Source organism: Sphingobacterium kyonggiense, from assembly GCF_039536825.1.
Lineage (GTDB): Bacteria > Bacteroidota > Bacteroidia > Sphingobacteriales > Sphingobacteriaceae > Sphingobacterium > Sphingobacterium kyonggiense.
This window is the reverse complement of record NZ_BAAAZI010000004.1, coordinates 234204-255013: the sequence shown is the minus strand read 5'-3', so window position 1 is coordinate 255013 and position 20810 is coordinate 234204. Positions and strand designations below refer to the sequence as shown.

General features: G+C 37.5%; 9 protein-coding genes. All 9 read left to right on the top strand.

The genetic code is table 11. The annotated features are described in order from the left end of the window. Positions 1-227: 227 nt before the first annotated feature. On the top strand, positions 228-2636 hold the full coding sequence (locus ABD676_RS02190) for an ABC transporter permease (protein WP_344673031.1): 2409 nt from the start codon (positions 228-230) through the stop codon (positions 2634-2636). Positions 2637-2879: 243 nt separating this feature from the next. Beyond that, positions 2880-4133, top strand: a complete 1254-nt coding sequence (locus ABD676_RS02185; protein ID WP_344673030.1) for an efflux RND transporter periplasmic adaptor subunit — start codon at positions 2880-2882, stop codon at positions 4131-4133. Between the two features lie 39 nt (positions 4134-4172). Next, the gene (locus ABD676_RS02180; RefSeq protein WP_344673029.1) at positions 4173-6539 is read left to right on the top strand and encodes an ABC transporter permease; all 2367 of its coding nucleotides are present in this window, start codon (positions 4173-4175) and stop codon (positions 6537-6539) included. Positions 6540-6571: 32 nt separating this feature from the next. Next, positions 6572-7249, top strand: coding sequence for an ABC transporter ATP-binding protein (locus ABD676_RS02175; RefSeq protein ID WP_344673028.1), 678 nt, complete (start codon positions 6572-6574; stop codon positions 7247-7249). Between the two features lie 184 nt (positions 7250-7433). Further along, positions 7434-9785: an ABC transporter permease gene (locus ABD676_RS02170; RefSeq protein WP_344673027.1), complete on the top strand. Its 2352-nt coding sequence runs from the start codon at positions 7434-7436 to the stop codon at positions 9783-9785. Positions 9786-10113: 328 nt separating this feature from the next. Next, positions 10114-12513, top strand: coding sequence for an ABC transporter permease (locus ABD676_RS02165; RefSeq protein WP_344673026.1), 2400 nt, complete (start codon positions 10114-10116; stop codon positions 12511-12513). A 216-nt stretch (positions 12514-12729) separates the two neighbouring features. Beyond that, complete coding sequence (locus ABD676_RS02160) at positions 12730-15156, top strand: ABC transporter permease (protein WP_344673025.1); 2427 nt, start codon at positions 12730-12732, stop codon at positions 15154-15156. 158 nt (positions 15157-15314) lie between these two features. Then, positions 15315-17714 carry an ABC transporter permease gene (locus ABD676_RS02155; protein ID WP_344673024.1) on the top strand — a complete coding sequence of 800 codons (2400 nt, stop codon included), beginning with the start codon at positions 15315-15317 and terminating at the stop codon, positions 17712-17714. A gap of 163 nt (positions 17715-17877) precedes the next feature. Beyond that, the gene (locus ABD676_RS02150) at positions 17878-20277 is read left to right on the top strand and encodes an ABC transporter permease (protein WP_344673023.1); all 2400 of its coding nucleotides are present in this window, start codon (positions 17878-17880) and stop codon (positions 20275-20277) included. Positions 20278-20810: the final 533 nt, after the last annotated feature.

Sequence of the window (20810 nt, the reverse complement as noted above, 5' to 3'; positions counted from 1 at the left end):
ACGAAGAATGATTTAATTTTTTAAGGTTTTTATTGCATGTCCATAATCGTACGAAAACTGTTCGATTTCGAACATTGTTAAGTGGGAGTGTTAGTTGTAATGTTTTGAAATATAGGTTATTACTGTTGTGGCATTTAAATAGGGATGATAAATTTTGTATTCTGAATTTGAATGGAATGTAGCAATAGGGATGGCAAAATACAATGGATATCTAATTTTGATAAAACATGATTACAAACAATATTAAAACAGCTTGGCGGAGCATCTTGAAGACGAAGTCTTTAAGTTTCATCCATATATTGGGTTTAGCTATTGCCTTAGCAACAGCCATTGTCCTGTTTCTTACTGCTCGATTTGAGCTTTCTTACGATAGCTTTCACCAGGATGTTGAGCACATTGGTCTATTGTACAGTAAGAGTCAGCCCGAGCGAGGAATTAAATACAATATCTCCATGCCAGCACCTCTAACACCTCGGTTAAAGGAGGAAATCCCAAGTATTGCTTTGGCAAGTAGGGTGGCTAATGGAAATGTTATCCTTCGAAATGGGGAGAAGCAATTGGAATCTATCAATAAATATGTGGATGATGATTTCTTATCCATTTTAAGCTTTCCGATGTTGCAAGGTGATGCAAAGGCATTAAATGACATAGGAAACATTGTATTGGATGAAGACATGGCAACCCGCCTATTTGGTCAAAAGGATGTGCTAGGTAAGCAGGTTGAGGTTTTAGAAAACAATACTTGGGTGCCAAAGACTATAACGGCTGTATTGGAAACCCCTCCTTATAATTCTACCATCAAGTTTAATAGCTTAATAAATTTTGAGGCGAAACCGGGTTATGCTCAAGAAAGGGATGCTTGGGATAACTCAAGCCATAATGTTATTGTAAAACTAAAAGATGCCGCAGTTGATGATGTAAAGTTCAGTAAAGAAGTTAAAGGATTTACAGAACAATATTATAAAGATGCCATCAACAACTTGAAAAGAGATGGGGCAACTGCTGATAAGGATGGAAACTACTATTCCTTACATTTAATCCCTCTTACTGATTATCATTTAAGTGATCTTGGTTTTGGAAATGGGCCTCCGGCTTATTACCCTTGGATTTTATTGGGGATTGCAGCTTTATTGGTATTTATTGCTTGTTCTAATTTTATCAACCTTTCTTTGGCCAATTCATTGATTCGTAGTCGAGAAATAGGAACTAGGAAGACATTGGGTGGAACAGTGAAGCACCTGATTATGCAACTTTGGACAGAAGCTTTTTTACTTTGTTTGATTGCCTTGGGCTTAGGATTGGTATTGGCAGGCTTACTTATTCCAGAGTTTAATGCCAGTATGAAATACCACTTGAGTTTGATGGACTTAATTAGTCCTTCGAATTTGATGCTCTTTTTAGGGATGTTTTTGCTGATCACCTTATTGGCAGGAGGTTATCCTGCTTGGAAAATTGCGAATAGTAATATCATAAATTCCCTTAAAGGTGGCTCTTCTGTGAAGTCTTCAAAGCTTCGAAATACACTTACTGTATTGCAATTCAGTATTGCGATACTATTGATTGTTTCCACCATCGTTATTAGTTCCCAGTTGCATTATATCGCTAATCGACCATTGGGATTCAATAAGTCGGAAGTTATTTCCATTCCAATTGGAAAAGGGATTGATCATCAGGATGCTTTGGAACGGATGCGTGTTGCTTTGGCTCAAGAGTCCAGCGTCAAGTATGTATCAGGTTCAGATATCAACATGGGAATGGGAAATGATGGAACCTCTCGCAATAGTGTATTTGGATTTACACAAGATAACAGGGAGTATTCCACCAATTACATGCGAATAGACTATGATTACCTAAAAACATTGGATATTAAATTGCTGGAAGGTCGTGATTTTGATCGGAAATTTGCGACAGACAGCAATGCCATCATCATCAATAAACAGATGGCTATGCAGTTGGGTGGTGTAGATAAAGTGCTTGGAAAGTACCTGGATTTGAATGGTAAATCACAGGTTATTGGCATCATCGATGATTTCAATTTTCAGAATCTAAAGAAAACAGTAGAACCATTAACGATTTCCGTTAATCCTAGTGTTTTTGAAGTGGATTATATTTTCGTTCGTGTGTCCACAGATAACTTAGCGCAGACACTTGAGCATATTGACCAGATATGGAAGAAAATAAATCCTCAGGCAAGCATATCGCCTAGCTATTTGGATGAGAATACACAGAATTTGTATGAAGGCGAGCGTAAGTTTTCCAATATCGTAATGTCAGGTACAGGGATTTCGATCTTTATATCCTGTATGGGTTTATTTGCTTTGGCATTGCTAACTATTAATAGACGGATTAAGGAGATTGGTATTCGTAAGGTACTTGGTTCATCGGTAGGTGGTTTGATTATGTTGTTGTCAAAGGATTTTATGAAGTTGGTTTTAATTGCCTTTCTGATTGCGGCTCCACTTGCCTGGTTCCTAATGCAGAGCTGGTTAAAGATGTATGCTTATCGAGTAGGAATTCAGTGGTGGATGTTTGCATTGGCAGCAGTCATATCCGTTATTATAGCTTGGAGTACCATTGCTTGGCAAACATTCCGTGCCGCTAGAGCAAATCCGGTAAACAGCTTAAGAGATGAATAATACCAATATATAACTAATTTGAAAAGAGGCTGGAGATGCAAACCAAATTTCCAGTAAATAATCCCCTTAGATAAACTGAGGGGATTTTTTTAAGTGAAAAATCTTTTGTTCGCCAGCGCACATCTACTGTTCGATAGCGAACAGTTAAATATTTCAACGGACAGTATAAGTGTTGATTTACAGTGTTTTATGTTTTTGGCACAACCTTGTCTATGTAATTTATAAATACAAGGAAATTAATCAATGGACAGACCGATAAAACAAAAGACCTGGAATTCAAAACGCATCATGATGCTTGCGGGTATAGTGGGAATTATAGCACTAATTGGTGCTAGTTATTACTTTACCAGTGGCAATAGTAAATTGAATGTGGAGGCAGAGCGTATCAGCATTGTAGAGATCAAGGAAGGAAGTTTTCAAGAGTTTATTCCGATTAATGGGATGGTTCAACCAATCAGCAGTATTTATTTGGATGCATCTGTTGGTGGCCGTGTAGAAGAAAAATATGTGGAGGATGGAGCTCACTTGCATAAAGGAGATCCTATCATGCGTTTGTCGAATACAGATATGGAATTGGGACTAATTCAACAAGAGACTCAGGTTTTAAACTTATTGACACAAGCGCAGATTGCACAGACCAATGCGCAACAGGTTTCCATTAATAACAAAAACCAGATGGCTGATGTGGAGCAAGCTTTAAAAGAAGCAGAGCGTGTTTATTCCTTAAACAAGAAATTATTGGCTGAAAAGGCTATTGGATCTCAAGAATATCAAAAATCTCTAAACGAATATAACTATCAAAAGGAGCGTGTAGTATTGACCAAACAGATCTTACAACAAGATGAGATCTCAAATAAGCAAAAATTAACGCAGGATAGAGAGACATACAAGCGTACGCAGAGTGCTTTGGAATTAACCCGTCAGAAGGTTGGAGACTTGATTCTTCGGGCGCCGGTTGATGGTCAGTTGACTTCCTTTGATGCCGAGATTGGTCAAAGCAAACAAGCTGGTGAACGTTTAGGGCAAATTGATGTATTGAGTGGTTTTAAAGTTCGTGCAGATATCGATGAGCACTATATCAATCGTATTTTCCCTGATTTGCAGGGTCAATTTACAATAGGTGATAAGACTTACGACTTGCGCATCAAGAAGGTTTATACGCAGGTAAAGGATGGCCGTTTTCAAGTGGATATGGAGTTTGTGGGTGTAAGACCAGAGGGTATCCGTAGAGGACAGACGCTATCGATCCGTTTAGCATTAAGCGATGAGACCAAAGCGCTATTACTTCCTAAAGGAGGCTTCTACCAACAGACTGCAGGTAATTGGATCTTTAAATTGGATAAAAATGGAAATACAGCCTATCGTGCTGATATTCAATTAGGACGTCAGAATCCACAATATTATGAAGTAATGGGTGGCTTAAAACCTGGGGATAAGGTTATTGTTTCCAGCTACGAAACTTACGATAAAATACAGGAATTAAATATTAAGAAGTAAAGAACTTACCAGATAACCAATCTAAAGAAACGAATAATTATGATTAGTAATTTCATTAAATCGGCTTTTAGAAACTTATGGAAAACCAAAGGCTATAGTTTTCTGAATATCTTTGGACTTGCCTTAGGGATTGCGGTTACCGCGTTTATATTCTTATGGGTGGAAGATGAAGTAACCTACAATGCTAATTTTAAAAACCAAGAGGATATTTATATCGTAAAATCCATTCAGAAGTACGATGGCCAGACTTTTGTTTTTGGAGCCACACAAGGTCCACTTGCTGCAGCTATTAAAGAAGAGATCCCTGGTATTAAGCATGCTGCACGTTATACCTGGGGGGACAATATGCTCTTTAATAATGGTGAAGATAAGGTAAGCCAATTTGGCTATTATGTAGATCCTAGTTTTATGGAAATCTTAAGCCCTGAATTTGTAGAAGGCAGTCATAAAACAGCATTTACACAACTGAATAATATTGTTTTAAGTGAATCTGTTGCACAGAAGTTCTTTGCTGGAGAAAAGGCTCTAGGCAAGACAATAAAGCTAAGCAATGGGGAGTCATATATCGTATCAGCTGTAACAAAGGACTTTCCAGATAACGCCGATTTACGTTATGATTTCTTGCTTGATTTTAAAAAATTTGAAGTAGCAAATGAATGGCTCAAGAGTTATGGCAGCAATGGACTTCAAACCCTTGTTCAAGTAACTGAGAATGCTGACTTATCACAGATAAACAAGCAACTATTGAAATTTGTAGAGAAGAAGACCAATGGCGAGGTGACATTCTCCGAGAATTTTCTGTACCCAATGTCGCGTTGGCACTTATATGATGTTTTTGATTCCAGTGGAATTGAAAAAGATGGAGCCATTAAGAATGTTCGTTTATTTAGTACCATCGCCTGGTTAATTCTCATCATTGCCTGTATCAATTTTATGAATTTGTCTACAGCACGTTCTGAAAAAAGAGCTAAAGAAGTAGGCATGCGTAAAATTGTTGGAGCTACTAAACGTTCATTAATCTTACAGTTTTTAGGAGAGTCGTTAATATATGCCTTTGTTTCAGGGGTACTGGCTTTATTCTTTATTTGGTTAGGATTAAAGCCATTTAATACCTTAATCGGTAAAGAATTGGAATTGAACTTAGGTTCTAATTTACACTTAGGATTTTTTGCAGGAATTATCTTGCTCTGCGGATTAGTAGCAGGTAGTTATCCTGCGTTTTTCTTATCCTCATTTAAACCATTGAATACCCTGAAAGGTGGTACTAGTCGATCGCTATCAGCAGGTCTTGTTCGCAAAATATTGGTAGCTATACAATTCTCTGCTGCCATCATATTGATTATTGCGACTTCCATTATCTACCTGCAGATCAATAGTGCAAAGAATAGGGATGTGGGTTTCGACAGAAGTCAGGTTATCACGACGAATTTACGTAGTGACATGACCAAGCATTTACCTTATATCAAAGATAAATTAATAGCTACTGGAGTTGTAGAAGCTGTCGGCGTTAGTAAGGAAAGCTCACTAAGGACAGGATCTAACACAAGCAATTTTGACTGGGATGGAAAAAATAAAGATCAATCTATTCTAATTAACTGGACAGTGGTTGATGGAGATTTTATTCCTGCTTTGGGTATGAAAATGGCAGATGGCCGTAACTTTAATATGCAGAATGTTGGTGATAGCACCTCTGTAGTAGTGAATGAATCATTTGCCAAATTGGTGAAACCGGATGGGCAAATTGCAGGTCAGGTTATCCAAATGAATGGACAGCCTATAACCGTTGTTGGAGTCGTAAAGGACTATGTGTATAATAATGTCTATGCCAATATAGAACCATTAGTCTTGTTTCCGTTTTATGAGACAGCAGGTGTTTTGAATATTCGTACAAAAGCTGGGGTAGATATTCAAGAGGCTATTCAGAAAATAGAGACCGTAATAAAAGAACAAAGTCCTGGATATCCTTTCAATTATCGCTTCCTGGATGAGTCTTTCAATAAAATGTTTTTCTCAGAAGTATTACTTCAAAAATTAGCTAGCTTATTTGGCGTGTTAGCCATTATTATCTCCTGCTTAGGCTTATTTGGATTAGCATCATATGCTGCCGAGCAACGAGCTCGTGAAGTATCTATTCGCAAAGTATTAGGTGCCTCCGTATTTGGATTGGTAAAGATGCTGAATAAGGAGTTTATTCTATTGGTAGTAATCTCTTGCTTAATTGCCTTTCCAATAGCTTATTTCTACATGAACGATTGGTTGAAGAACTTCCAATACCATATCAATATACCATGGGCTATATTTTTAATCTCCGGATTGGTAGCCATCGGAATTGCCTTGCTGACCATCAGCTCGCAAGCTTTAAAAGCAGCATGGAGCAACCCGACAAAAACATTAAGAAACGAATAATTAGATACCTATCATTATAAACATAGAAACACATGATAAAAATAACCAACCTGCAAAAGTTTTACCGTACCGAAGAGGTAGAGACGGTGGCCTTGAACAACGTGAATATCCATGTTAAAGAGGGTGAATTTGTTGCCGTAATGGGGCCTTCGGGTTGCGGTAAGTCTACCTTATTGAATATTGTAGGCCTATTGGATGATTTAGATGAGGGTAGTTACCTCTTTAACAATATTGAAGTTGCTCAATTCAAAGAGGGCAAGCGATCAGACTTACGTAAGCATAACATCGGATTTGTATTTCAGAGTTTTAATCTGATCGATGAATTAACGGTATTTGAAAATGTCGAGTTACCATTGGTCTATACCAATGTTCCAGCAGCAGAACGTAAGCGTCGAGTAGAGGAGGTGTTGGAGAAAGTGCAGATTATGCATAGGAGAAATCACTTTCCACAACAGCTATCCGGAGGTCAACAACAACGTGTAGCAGTTGCTCGTGCCGTAGTCAATAACCCAAAGCTAATCTTAGCCGATGAGCCTACTGGTAACTTAGACTCTAGCAATGGTAATGAAGTAATGCAATTGCTCACCGAACTAAATGAAACAGGAACAACCATTGTCATGGTTACTCACTCGGAGCATGATGCCAAGTTTGCTGACCGCGTTATCCGTATGCTAGATGGTCAAGTGATTATGGAGACTGCCGTAGTTTAGATTTGAGATATGAGACAGCTTCGCTATTAGATATGAGACAAAAGACAACAGATTTCAGACAATAGATAGACTGAGATATCGAATAAAAGGAGGTTTGTTGCTGCTTAATGTCTTATAAATCAATGACTATAACTTCTTTCAAAGGTCTAACTACTATATACTAACTACTAAATACTACTCAAATATGAACCTTAAAATAGCCATACGCAATCTGAAGAAGAACAAGGGATTTACTGCTATCAATATGATAGGTTTAGCCATTGGTATGGCTGCTGCCTTATTGATATTACTGTGGGTGAATTTTCAATTCAGTGTCAATAGAACTTTTCCGAAGGTGGATCAATTATTTGTAGTTGGTACTAAAGCACCATCTGACAATGGTATTGCCACTTGGTTTTCTATTGCTAAACCATTGGGTCCAGTACTTAAATCGGATATTCCTGAAATCAAGGATATGACACGTCTGAGTTCAGCAACAGGATTTTTATTTACTGCTGGTGAAAAGAAATTATTCCCAGAAGTAGGTGCCTTTGTGGATTCCAGTTTCTTATCCATGTTTGATTTACCGGTGTTTACTGGTGATGTGAAGCAAGTATTGAAGGATCCAAATCAAATCGTACTGACTGAAAAGTTAGCTAATGATCTCTTTGGGAGTACCGATGTGGTTGGTAAAACACTTCGATTAGATTCAACAGCTTTATTAACCGTATCTGCAGTATTAAAAGACATTCCACAAGAAATCGGATTTGCAGGATATTCTTATTTCCTTCCATGGACCTTTATGGAAAAAGCAGGACTATCGGATAACCATTGGGGAAATAGTTCAGTACAAGCCTATGTGGAAGTAGAGAAACAAGCTAATATTCCAGCTATTCAAAGTAAGCTGAAAGATATTGTATCGAGACATTCAGAAATTAAGGTAGAGACATTCATTAAACCAGTTTCAGATATGTATCTATACTCCAAGTATGAAAATGGAGAGGTAGTAGGAGGAAGGATCAGCATGGTGAAGACTTTCATTCTGATTGCTGGCTTTATCCTTTTAATTGCCTGTATCAATTTTATGAACCTAAGTACTGCTCAAAGTGAAAGACGAGCCAAAGAAGTAGGTATTCGTAAGGTAGTAGGCGCACAGAAAAAGACATTGATTTTCCAGTTCTTATCTGAGTCCATATTGATGGCATTGATTTCGGGTGTCATAGCCTTACTGCTAGTGGCCTTATCCCTTCCAAGCTTCAATGATCTAGTAGGGCAGAAATTCCAAATACCATTCGCTGATTATAAATTCTGGGCTTTATTCCTTTGCTTTATCTTATTGACAGGGATATTGGCGGGTATTTATCCTGCATTTTTCCTTTCCTCATTTACACCAATAAAAGTATTGAAAGGAAGATTTCGTCAGATTCAACATAAAATCAATCCAAGAAAGATTTTAGTAGTTACACAATTCTGTGTGGCCATTGTCTTAATCGTTAGTACATTGGTTATCCGCAAGCAAGTGCAATATGCGCAGGATAGAGATTATGGGTTTGAACAACAGAACCTGATCTATGTATCGGAGGTAGGTAAGATTGCAGATAATTCGGTGTCGATCAAACAAGCCTTATTGAGTCGTAATATTGCAACATCAGTTACGCGTATGATGTCTCCCATAACGGAACGTTGGAGTGGTTGGGGTGGATTTCTATGGGAAGGAAAGGATCCTAATGATGATACCCAATTCAATAGGCAAACAGCCGATGATAAGGTAGTGGAAACCGCTGGATTTGAATTGGTAATGGGTAGAGATTTTGACCTTAGTAAATTTCCTACAGATTCATCTGCTGCCATCATTAATGAAACCGCAGCTAAGAAAATGGGATTTACAGATCCTATTGGAAAAATCATTGATGATAGTGGCGATAAATTTCATGTTATAGGTGTAATCAAAGACTTTGTTCAGGAGTCACCATTTGATCCCATTAAACCATTAATTATTGAAGGTGCTTCGCACTGGATGAACACCATGCATATTCGTTTCAATCCGCAGCTTTCAACCAAAGAAGCTTTGGAACGTACGGAGCAAGTCTTTAAGGAATTCAATTCAGAATATCCATTTGAATTCAGTTTTGTCGACGAAGCCTATGCTTTGAAGTTTAAGGAAATTGAAAAGACAGGTAAACTAGCGACCTTATTTGCCGGCTTAACGATCTTTATTTCTTGCCTTGGCCTGTTTGGACTGGCAGCATACATGGCGGAAAGTCGTACCAAGGAAATTGGTATTCGTAAAGTGTTGGGAGCATCGGTATTCAGTGTGACCAGAATGCTTTCTAAGGAATTTTTAATATTGGTAATCACTTCCTGCATTATCGCATTTCCAATTGCCTATTGGGCAATGGATAAATACTTGGAAGACTATACCTATCGCATCAACATCAGCTGGGGAATATTCGTCCTTGCAGGAGTCGGCGCAATATTGATCACCTTGTTAAGTATTAGTTATCAATCTATTAAAGCCGCTATCGCTAATCCAGTGAATAGCTTGAGGGATGAGTGATGGAGACAACAGATGTGAGACAACAGACAATAGACTCCAGATGTCAGACATTGAAATAGGAACTAGAAAGAATAATAAATTAAAACAACACAATAGATATCTACATAGCAGTATTGACCGAAAAGTCTAAAATCTGTTGTCTGATATCTGATGTCTAAATTAAAACAACACAATAGATATCTACAATACAGAGGTGACAAAAAGTCTAAAATCTGTTATCTGATATCTGTTGTCTAAAAAAAAGGAACACAATAGCAATCTACCATACAGAGCTGACTGCAAAGTCTAAAATCTGTTGTCTGATATCTGTTGTCTAATACCTCTAAACATGTTTAACTTAAAAATTGCTTGGCGAAGTATAAAGAAGAATAAGTTCTTCTCTTCCTTAAATATCTTAGGCTTATCCGTTAGTTTGGGGATTGCCTTGTTATTGATTGGTTATTCGTTTTATGAATTGAGTTTTGATAAAATGTATAAGCATTCGGATGATATCTATCGTGTGACGATGAAAACTAGTCCGGAGTATAATGATGAGTATTGGCCGCAATTGCCTAATTCAGTTGGTCCTGCAATTCAGCAGGAAGTTCCTGGTGTCATTAGAAATGCACGTATGGTACGTGATGACTTTGGTGCCAATGCATCCATTCAAGTAGGGGATAAGAATTTTGTAGAGAAAGGGATCTATTTGGCAGATTCAAGTATGTTCTCCATGTTTGATTTCCAATTTGTGGAAGGGGATAAGGCTTCCGTATTCAAAGAACCAAAAAGTATTGTGATCTCTCAATCCAAGAGAGAGAAAATCTTTGGAACGGGTCCTGCTATCAATCAACTCATTTATTTAAATCAACGTGATACCCTACGGGTGACTGGTGTATATGAAGATCTAGCTACGAATAGTAGTCTAGACTGTGAGATGGTTTACAATATCATGGACTCTTGGATGGGTAAGAATGTTTATTGGTCCAATGCCAGTTATGAAACCTACATTCAATTGGATGCGACAACTCATGCAGATCAAGTAGCAAATTTAGCAACTGCTTTGATCGATAAGAATGTCAAAAAGGAAGACCAGTATTTTGTAGAATTCCAATTACAGCCCATCACGAAAGTACACTTGCATTCTGCTCATTTGCGTGAAGGGATAAGTAGTAAGACTGGAGATTTCAAAACGGTGAAGAACTTACTGTATTTGGCAGGCTTAATTTTATTAATCGCCTGTATCAATTACATGAATCTGGCGACTGCACGTACGACCAATTATGCAAAAGAAGTAGGTGTCAATAAAGTACTTGGTGCCAGTAAAGGTCAAGTGCGTATGCGTTTCTTTACAGAGACCTTTTTAATAAGTACCATATCCATTGGATTGGGACTTGTAATCAGTATTCTCGTTGTACCATTCTTCAATCAATTAACTGGTGCAAACTTAACCTGGACATATTTATTCAATCCTTTGGTGCTGCTTACGGTGCTATTGGTGTGGTTTGCTATTACTTTAATCTCTGGTAGTTTCCCTGCATTTTATCTTTCCAGCATCAGCTCATTAAACTTAATGGGTAAAGGAAAAGGAAAGAATAGCGGCTTAGTAGAACCTGCGCGAAAAGGATTGGTGGTATTCCAATTTACATCTTCAATTATCTTGATCATCTCGGTGATTATCATGATCCAACAGGTAAAGTTTATTGAAGGAAAAGATATCGGATATGAACCACAGCAATTGTTGTCCATCAGTAATAAATCCATAAAATCAGAAGCTAACTATACGGCTTTAGTAAATGCTATTCAACAATTGCCGGCAACTGTATCAACAACAGCCGTACAAACAATTCCCGGTGCAAATGAAAGTGGAAAACGTATTGCCAAATCTAACGCTCCAGACTCAGAAGGGATGCCTGTCTACACAAATACAGTCGATGGACCAATCTGTAAAACTTTAGGTTTGCATTTACTAGCCGGGTCAGATTTACAGAAGACCTTGAGTCCAACTGATACGGTCAATTATATCCTCATAAATGAAGTTGCACTAGCTTACTTAGGGTACAAAAATCCAGAAGATGCTATTGGTCAACTTGTACGAACAGAATCTGCAAAGAACACCATAATCAAAGGAGTGGTGCGCGATTTTAACTACAGCAGTTTAAAAGAAAAAGTAGGAGGCTATTATCATTCCAGAATGAATCGAGCCTCGGAAAGTACGCGTAATTTGTTGATCCGTTATGAAGGAAATCAACAAAAAGCTTATCTAGATCAAGTTGAATCATCCTTCAAGAAACATATTCCAGATGTTGCATTCGACTATACTTTCGTGGACAGCTATGTAGATAAACTATACGAAACGGAGCGTAGAACCAATCAAATCATCATCGGATTCTCGGTGTTGGCAATTGGTATTGCCTGTTTAGGACTGATGGGCTTAGCAGCATTTACTGCAGAACAGCGTAGCAAAGAAATTGGTATCCGCAAGGTATTAGGAGCATCGGTATTCAACATCAGTAAAATGCTTTCAGGAAGCTATGTTTTATTAGTCATCATTGCCTTCCTCATCGCCGTACCGATTGCCTATTACCTCATGAGTGAATGGCTCAGTAATTTTGTCTATCGCATTGAAATCCATTGGTGGGTATTTGCTCTAGCAGCAGCCATCACTTTAATCATAACCGGTTTAACTATCAGCTTCCAAACCATCAAAGCCGCTATTGCCAATCCGGTGGATAGCCTGAGGGATGAGTGAGGGAGACGACAGATATAAGACAACAGACACCAGATTTAAGATATTAGACACCAGACAATTTTGGAAATTAAACACAACAAAAATGATGCATAAGATTAATATAAAACTTCACGATAGATTTAACCAGAAAAATCTATTATCTGATGTCTATCATCTGTTGTCTCCAAATTCATATCTCCTTCCGCCATGCTTCTAAAAAATAGCCTCCGCCAACTTATGAGGCATAAGCTTTTCAGCATCCTCAATATCCTGGGATTAACCATAGGAATTAGTTCCTGTTGGGTGATTTATAAATACGTCAGTTATGAGCTTTCCTTTGAGAAAGATCTACCTCAGAAGGAACAAGTGTACCGCTTACTGAGCCATTTTAAGGCAGATGGTAGGGATGAGCTTTTTTCAGGTGTATCACGTCCTGTATATTCCTTCTTAAAGGAAAATCCAATGGGATTAGATGAGGTTGTGGCACATTATCGTTTTTTTTATCAATCCGTTACTATTCCTGAGGTGGCAGGTCAAGAGAAACGATATGAAGAACCAAAGGCTGGTGAAACAGTATTTATTGAAACCGACAAAGATTACTTTGATTTGGTTAAATACAATTGGTTAGCAGGAAATCCACAGACTGCATTAAATGAACCTCATCAAGTTGTTTTGACAGCATCAAGGGCTAAGCATTATTTCCCTAAATTACCGGAACAGGATATCCTAGGGAAAACAATTGTTTATAACGATTCGATTAAGAAAGTCATATCAGGAATTGTGGCAAACCTGAGTTATCCATCGGAATTTAATGGTCAGGAATTTATCTTAATTAAAGAAAGAGAACGTGATAAGACTATGATGGCATGGTCAAATACAAATGGCGCTGACAATATCTATTTGAAGGCAAAAGATGAGCAGACCCTTAAACATGCCTTAGCCCAGACACAGAAGGAACTGGATGCTAAATGGCAGGCCATAAAAAAACAAGAATTGGTAAGTTTTGATTTTATCAGAACCTTAGAGACTATGCCCATTCAAGAATCGCATTTCTCTACCCATATGAAAGAAGCTGCATTAGTTAAAACAAGTTATAAGGTCATCTATTCCCTAATTGGCGTGGCGTTATTCTTGCTGATTTTAGCCTACATCAATTACATCAATCTGACGACAGCACAAATGCCTCAACGATATAAAGAAATCGGTATCCGTAAGACCTTAGGAGGCTCAAAACGATCACTGATAATGCAGATGATGACAGAGACTGCCATGATGGTTTTGGTTGCTGCATTCTTTTCCATATTTGTCTCCCAATTAGGTGTTTTTCTGCTAGGTGATTTAATTTCTGTTAACACCAAAAATTACCAAGATATTGGTTTATATATTGGCGTAATGGGGATTATTCTCCTCGGGAGTATAATCGTTGCTGGTCTTTATCCTGCATGGATGATGAGTCGCGTCAATGCAGTGGATATTTTCCGAAATAAGGGACAAGTACAAGTTGGATCTGAAAAAATGAGCCTACGTAAGGCGATGATTGTATTCCAATTTATCATTGCTCAAATCTTCATTGTTGGAGCTATAGTCATCGGGCAGCAATTGAAATATGTTGTTCATACCGATCTTGGTTTCAATAAAGAAAATGTGGCAGTTATTCAAATTCCCTATAAGACCTTCATGACCCCAAATTTCCAAAGTAAGAAAATGGCCTTGTTTGAGGAAATCAAGAAAATACCAGGAGTAGAAAAAGCAACAATGGGCGAAATGCCCTTGAATAATAGCTTTTCTTCCAATCAGCTGCAATATATTCCAAATGATCAACAAGAACCTATCTCCAAGAATGTATTCTTTAAGACCATTGATCCGGATTACTTGGATTTTTACGATATGAAATTATTGGCGGGTACTGCTTTAATTCCATCAGATACCACAAACGGCTATATCATCAATGAGACTGCGGTAAAAGCATTTGGATTTAAAAACCCACAAGAGGCCATTGGAAAATTTATTGGTCAATCAGATGATATGCAACAAATCGTTGCTGTGGTAAAGGATTTCTATGCACAGAATTTCTATAAACCAATTGATCCAATGGCTTTGAGCTATGAAAACAGGAATTTGCAAACCTATAGCATTCGTTTAAATTCAGCTAAGCATAAAGAATGGCCAACCATACTGGAACAAGTTCACCAAACCTGGAATAAGTTCTTTTCGGCAGATCAATTTTCCGCTCGATATTACGATGAAGGTATCCTTGAAATGTATAAGAAAGAGCAGCAGTTATTTAAGCTCAGCAATATCAGTACAGGTATAGCCATCTTGATAAGTTGTTTAGGCTTGTTTGGCTTAGCGACACTTACCGCATTTCAACGAAGCAAGGAGATCGGTATCCGTAAAGTATTGGGCGCATCAGTATCCGGGATTGTAAGCATGTTGTCCAAGGATTTTATCATCATGATCCTATTAGCCATTCTTATAGCATCACCCATTATCTGGTGGATATGCAGCAAGTGGCTGGACGATTTTGCATATCGCATTGAAATTACCTGGATACCATTTGTATTAGGTGGTCTAATAGCCATCCTCGCAGCATTGCTCACCATTAGCTACCAAGCCATCAAAGCCGCAAAAGCAAATCCAGTGGATAGCTTGAGGGATGAGTAGGGAGAGGAGACATCAGAAAACAGACTCCAGATGTCAGATATTAAACAGGAAAAAGAAAGAAATAATAAATTAAAACAACACAATAGATATCTACATAGCAGTATTGTCCGAAAAGTCTAAAATCTGTTGTCTGATATCTGTTGTCTAAAACTGACGAGATGAACTTCAAACACATACTCCGTAAGCTTTGGAAAAATAAGCTATTTACATTGCTAAACATACTTGGTTTGTCCATTGGTATTAGTGCTTGTATGATCGTATTTAAGATCGTAAATTATGAATTTAGTGTTGATCAGAAACATCCGAATAAGGAGTTGATTTACAAATTAATCAGCAATATTACCTTTGAGGGTAAAGCGAGTGGATTTGATGGTGTTCCTTCATCTACTTGGGATTATGTACAAAACAATCTGCCTCAGGTTGAATTAACAGTTCCTTTATTCAACATGTACTATGATGGAATTACCATCAAGAAAGCGGATGATTCAAAGGCAGAGTTTTCTTCTGATATCAACATCTATGCAACTAATAAGAGCTACTTTGAACTGGTACCATATACTTGGTTGGCGGGTAATAAACAAGCGGCTTTAAATGCGCCTAATCAGGTCGTGTTAACCGAATCTCGGGCTAAACTCTATTTCCCAAATGTTCAACCTACCGATATCATTGGTCGGGAGATCAATTATGATGATAAGGTATTTGCTGTATCCGGAGTTGTTAAAGATTTGGATTACCCGAGTAGTTTCCAAGGTGTTGAATTTATACAAGTTCAAGATGCACAATGGAAAGAAGAATCTTGGTCATCGTCTAGTTCAAACAATCAACTTTTTATCAAGCTCAAAGATCCTAATCAATTGCCCATAATCAAGGAGAATCTGAAGCTGAAACTAGAGGAAATGACAAAAGTAGCTTGGAAAGATTACGATATCACAGGTTATTTTGAACCGGTAAACTTAAGTGAGTTACATTTTCATCCGAACATTAATAATCATACTGACAAGAAAATTGTATACGGTATGATAGGAATAGGTATTTTCTTATTGCTTTTAGCAAGCATCAATTATATCAATTTAAGCACCGCATTAATACCAAGTAGAGCGAAGGAAATCGGTATTCGTAAAACCTTAGGTCAAAGAAATGGACGAGTAACCCTAGAATTTATTAGCGAAACATTCCTAATTACCGGTACAGCATTATTGCTTTCATGGCCATTGAGTATATTGTTTGAACATTTCTTTAAGGATTATTTCCCTGGACAAATCAATGATTATGATTATTTGGGAACAACCGTTATTTTCTTGCTGTTACTGATTTTAGGAATCACAATTTTATCGAGTTTATACCCAACTTATTTAAGCAATAAAGTACAAATTATAGATGTTTTAAAAAGCAATAAAACTGGTAAGCTTTCAATAGGAAGCATCTCACTTCGAAAAGCTTTGATTGTATTCCAATTTGTTATTGCACAGTTGTTTGTCATCGCTACGGTTGTTATCGGATTTCAATTAAAGCATTTGATGTCGACCGATCTTGGCTTTGATAAACAGGCATTAATTACCTTGGATCTCCCGTATAAAGGTGTTGATGGTAAGAAGGACCCTTATTCTTTTAAGAAGTTATTGCTGAAACATCCTGAAATAAACTCAACCTCCTTAGGGCATTTTCCACTAAGTTCAGATCATTGGGGTAATAATGTTGAATTTGCTTCTGATACAGGGATTGTTAAAGTAAATATGCCCTTTAAAATGGTAGATGATACCTATATGGAAACTTATGGTCTTAAGTTGATGGCTGGTCGTGCATTGACTCTTGCGGATACAAGTACCGGAATCATCTTAAATGAAAAGGCCATTTCTGGATTAGGATTTAAATCTCCTCAGACGGCTCTTGGTCAAACAGTAACAGTCAGTGGAGAACAACGTCAAATTACTGGAATTGTCAAAAACTTCCATACTAAGAATCTGCACATGCAATTAGAGGCTGCAGCATTTTTACCATCTATAAATAGAGGTTCATTGGGAAGAATAGCCATTAAGCTAAATTCTGATCCAAAATCTTGGAATAAAGCTATTGAAACCATTCAAAAGGAATGGCAAATATTTTATCCTAATTCAGAATTCAATTATAAATTCTATGATGAACGGATCAAGAACCTTTACGAGCAAGATTATCGATTCTCCAACATCATCAACCTGTCCTCTATTATCACCATTCTGATCAGCTGTCTTGGTCTAATCGGTTTAGTAACCATCAACACAGCGCAACGTACGAAAGAAATCGGTATACGAAAGGTATTGGGAAGTACTGTTTCCGGTATTTTAGGTCTTCTTTCCAAAGATTATATCAAATTAATCTTCATCTCTATTGTGGTCGCCACGCCGATTGCTTGGTGGGCAATGAACAAATGGCTTGAAAATTTTGCATTCAAGATAAATTTAAGTTGGTGGCTTTTCATTGTTCCGGCAGTAGTCACTATTATTATCGCATTATTCACAATGAGCCTGATGTCCATCAAAGCTGCAAAAGCAAATCCGGTGGATAGCTTGAGGGATGAGTGAGGGAGACATCAGACGAGAGACATCAGACAACAGACTCCAGATATTAAACAGGATAAAGAAAGAAATAATAAATTAAAACAACACAATAGATATCTACATAGCAGTATTGACCGAAAAAGTCTAAAATCTGTTGTCTGATATCTGTTGTCTAAAAACTCTAACCATGAACTTCAAAACCGCCCTTCGCAATATCCAGAAGCACAAGTTAATGACCTTAATCAATGTGGTCAGCTTAGCAATAGGCATTAGTGCCACCTTGGTAATTTTTCTTTTTGTGCAGCACGACTATAGTTTTGATAAGCATGTTCCCAATGGGGATAGGGTTTATCGTGTAAATAGCGTAGGAACTTTTAAGATTCCTGGGGTGATGCTTCCATTGATTAAACCCATGGAAGAAGAGGCTACGAATATCGAGTTGGTCGTACCTGTTATTAAAACCTACTTGGAGAAAATTGCTGTTCCCAAAGCAAAGTCTGAGGATTTACAAGTATTCCATAAAGGAAATAAATTAGGTTTTACGAATAGTAAATATTTTGAATTATATCCTTCTAGATGGTTAGCTGGTGATGCCAAACAACTAAATGAACCGCAAAAAATCGTATTGACAGAAAGCAATAAGAATCGTTTCTTCCCTGGACAAACGTCACAGGATGTAATTGGGAATACCCTTATATTTATGGATTCGATAAACCTACAAGTAGCCGGTGTAGTCGCTGACTTTAAGGAGAATTCTGATTTTAGTTTTCAGGGTTTTATCTCCATGCCTACTATTCCGATGTTCCCTTCTCTAAAAACTATTTTTGCCTGGGACTCTTGGACGAATTATAACGATATCAACAACGTATTGGTTAAGATACCTGAAGGAACTAAACCCGCAGATGTCGAAAAAACAATAGTTGAATTGACCAAGAAGAATAAGAAAATGAATGAGGGATTTGAGGATAAGTTTATGCTTCAGCCCTTAGCTGATGTACATTTTAATTCAGATTTCAATTATAACGCTAGTAAACCGGAGACATTAAGAAACCTTATTTTATTAGCTGTGTTTTTACTTGCCCTAGGTGTAATCAATTTCATCAATCTTTCCACTGCACAATCTACCGAACGAGCCAAAGAAATTGGTATTCGTAAGACCTTGGGAAGCACTAAGGGAAAACTGACAATGCAATTTCTTGTTGAAACCTTCCTCATCGCTTTAACTGCTACTTTATTATCCATTGTGTTAACTCCGATTTTATTAAAAGCGTTCGATGGATTTATACCTGAAGGACTAGAATTAGCGAATTTATTCACTCCCCTTGCTATTGTATTCCTCTTGGGGCAATTGATCATTGTGACCCTATTGGCTGGATTTTATCCTGCATGGATATTAACAGGCTATTCTCCTGTACTTGCCATGAAAAATCAAGCAGGCAAGAACAGCAATCTAAGTCGTAGTAATTGGGTTCGTAAGTTGATGACTGTTTTTCAATTTGCTTTAGCGCAAGTATTTTTGATCTGTGTGTTAATCGTTGTTCAGCAAGTGAAGTATGTATCCCAACGAGATATGGGATTTGAGAAAGATGCTGTACTTAATTTCTTTATTCCCGGTTCCTACCAAAACGCAGCAAAGGGAAATGTACTTAAGAACAGAATCGCACAGATACCCGAAGTCCAAAAAGTAAGCTTTGGTAATCATTCTCCAGCGGTTATGGGACAAATGACCACCTCTGTTGTATTGGATCAGTCCGATGAAAAGGACACCAAACAAATCGATATGCGCAATGGGGATGAGAATTTCCTTTCCGTTTATGATATCCCTTTAGTTGCAGGACGCAATATTATTGTCCGCGATTCCCTTCAGGAGGTGTTGATCAACGAACGAAGCTTAGAATTCTTCAAATTCCAAAATCCACAAGAAGCATTAGGGAAAACTTTAAATGAAGGGCAGATGACAATTGTAGGGGTTATGAAAGATTTTGACATGACCACCGCCCGCCAGACTAATCGCCCGATTATTTATTATGGATCGTCCGAAGGTTATGTGATTCATGTACGGCTAGATAAGCAGCATCCTGAAACTTGGTCCAAAGCAACAGATAAAATCTCCAAGGAATTTAATGCAGTATTTCCAAACGATACTTTTGAATTCAAATTTATTGATGATACGGTGGAAAGCTTCTATACCAAAGATAAGCAACTATCTAAATTGTTAACCTGGGCAATGGGCTTATCAATTCTAATAGCAGGTTTAGGACTTTTCGGCTTAGGTTTGTTTACCGCCAATCAACGAACCAAAGAGATCGGTATTCGCAAGGTCTTAGGGGCTTCCATATCACAGATTATTGCACTATTGTTGAAGAACCTGTTGTCATTGGTGGGGATAGCCTGCCTTATCGCCTTCCCAATCGCTTGGTACTTTGGAAGCAAATGGCTAGAAAACTTTACTTATAAGATGGATATTAACTGGTGGCTATTCCCATTATCTGCATTAGGATTACTACTAGTAGCAACCTTGATACTGCTTTCCAAAACTTACTTTGCCGCAAAAGCAAATCCGGTAAAGAGCCTGAGGGATGAGTGATTTGCCCTACGGGCAATATTTAGTCGATAGTATAAAGTATTTAGACCTATTGGCGGGATAGATTTTTTGAGCGTATTAGCGGTCGAAGCATGCTTCGACCCTGCGGTTATGGTGAAAGGAATCAATTAATTCACGAATGTTTGTAGGGTCGATGCATGCATCGACCGCTATGAAACAATACTTATAATTATTTTATAAATAAAAAGTAGTTTCATCAATTTTCTAATATCATTCTTGAATATTAAGACTTTGTTTTTAATAAAATTGGTCTATATTGGGTTCCTCAAGTAGAGTGTTCACGATTTAGAAAGAATTTTATTTTTTTCGTTCGCAAATGAAACTTTTGTTCTTATAAGAGTATAATATCGAAAAAAAATTGATAGATATGCTTGCACAATACATTAGGTATAAGAACTTGGCTCTGTTCTCCCTCCAAAATCAATTCTATAAAATTCTATTTAGGCTACAAATTCTTTATTTGAAAAAAGAAAAGGGATGGCTCTTTTATGGAATAATTGGATTATTTATCCAGT

Excerpts from the sequence above, each read along its gene's own strand:
- ABD676_RS02190 (WP_344673031.1), top strand. The coding sequence starts at position 228 with ATGATTACAAACAATATTAAAACAGCTTGGCGGAGCATCTTGAAGACG.
- ABD676_RS02185 (WP_344673030.1), top strand. The coding sequence starts at position 2,880 with ATGGACAGACCGATAAAACAAAAGACCTGGAATTCAAAACGCATCATG.
- ABD676_RS02180 (WP_344673029.1), top strand. The coding sequence starts at position 4,173 with ATGATTAGTAATTTCATTAAATCGGCTTTTAGAAACTTATGGAAAACC.
- ABD676_RS02175 (WP_344673028.1), top strand. The coding sequence starts at position 6,572 with ATGATAAAAATAACCAACCTGCAAAAGTTTTACCGTACCGAAGAGGTA.
- ABD676_RS02170 (WP_344673027.1), top strand. The coding sequence starts at position 7,434 with ATGAACCTTAAAATAGCCATACGCAATCTGAAGAAGAACAAGGGATTT.
- ABD676_RS02165 (WP_344673026.1), top strand. The coding sequence starts at position 10,114 with ATGTTTAACTTAAAAATTGCTTGGCGAAGTATAAAGAAGAATAAGTTC.
- ABD676_RS02160 (WP_344673025.1), top strand. The coding sequence starts at position 12,730 with ATGAGGCATAAGCTTTTCAGCATCCTCAATATCCTGGGATTAACCATA.
- ABD676_RS02155 (WP_344673024.1), top strand. The coding sequence starts at position 15,315 with ATGAACTTCAAACACATACTCCGTAAGCTTTGGAAAAATAAGCTATTT.
- ABD676_RS02150 (WP_344673023.1), top strand. The coding sequence starts at position 17,878 with ATGAACTTCAAAACCGCCCTTCGCAATATCCAGAAGCACAAGTTAATG.